At 62.8% G+C, this 874-nt stretch carries 1 protein-coding gene; it reads right to left on the bottom strand.

The features are described 5' to 3' along the window. Positions 1-113: 113 nt before the first annotated feature. Positions 114-874, bottom strand: a 761-nt coding sequence (locus Tchar_RS13555) for a UvrD-helicase domain-containing protein (RefSeq protein ID WP_144329494.1), incomplete at its 5' end; no start/stop codon positions are given.

Below are 874 nucleotides of genomic sequence, written 5' to 3'. Positions count from 1 at the left end.
CTGCAGCAGGATCATGATGGTGGCGCGCTCTTCGGCGCTCAGGTGCTGGTAGTGGGTTCCCATGGGACGGCGGCAGGGTCGAGTGCAGGGCAGATCAGGGGTGTTGCACTTGATTATTGACTCCACCTCGTTTCTGTTGCGGACAGAGCGACCGCGACTCTTCTCAACCCGTCGTATCCCAGAGCGTTGCGGAAGGCGTACAGACTTTGGTCGTCGTCACCAACCAGGGTGACCTCGGCACCGGCGCGGCCGTGGAGCAGAATCCACTCCATCTGCACTTCGTCCATGTCCTGCGCCTCATCAACCAGCAGCCAGCGGATCGGCAGTGGTGGCATGTCCCCGCGCGCCATTCGGCGAACCGACAGCAGCAACAGGTCCGCGAAGTCGATCGCGCCCTCGGATTCCATGAGTTCCTGGTAGCCATTGAACGCGGCCTCGATCTGCGGGTCGGCAAACGGGACGGGGGTAAGCCTGGCCTTGCTCGCGTCGATGGCTTGTACAACGTCGTCGAACGGGATGTTCGGCGCATGCTGCTTCCAGCACCTGCGCAGGACTGCCAGGCGTTCACCTTCAGAGAGCAGGCGCGGCGGCCGCGTCCGGCTGGCCCGCCTCAGTTGCGCTAGCGCAAGAGAGTGGAACGTACCAACGGCGAGTCGCCTTGCGTGCTCCTGGCCGCACGCAGACAAGATCCGTGATCGCAGTTCGTCGGCTGCGTCCCGGGTGTCAGGCGACACCGTAAATTGACCCCCTAGCGACACGAGGAACTGACCCCCTCGTTCGCAAGGAGGCCATCGTTGGAAACGAAGCACATTGAGGTAGATCCTGTGCGCCGTGTGGTTTGCGGAGTGCAGGAGATGTTGGAGCCGGAAGCGAT

The organism is Tepidimonas charontis (assembly GCF_007556685.1).
GTDB lineage: Bacteria > Pseudomonadota > Gammaproteobacteria > Burkholderiales > Burkholderiaceae_C > Tepidimonas > Tepidimonas charontis.
This window is presented reverse-complemented; position numbering and strand designations above follow the sequence as displayed.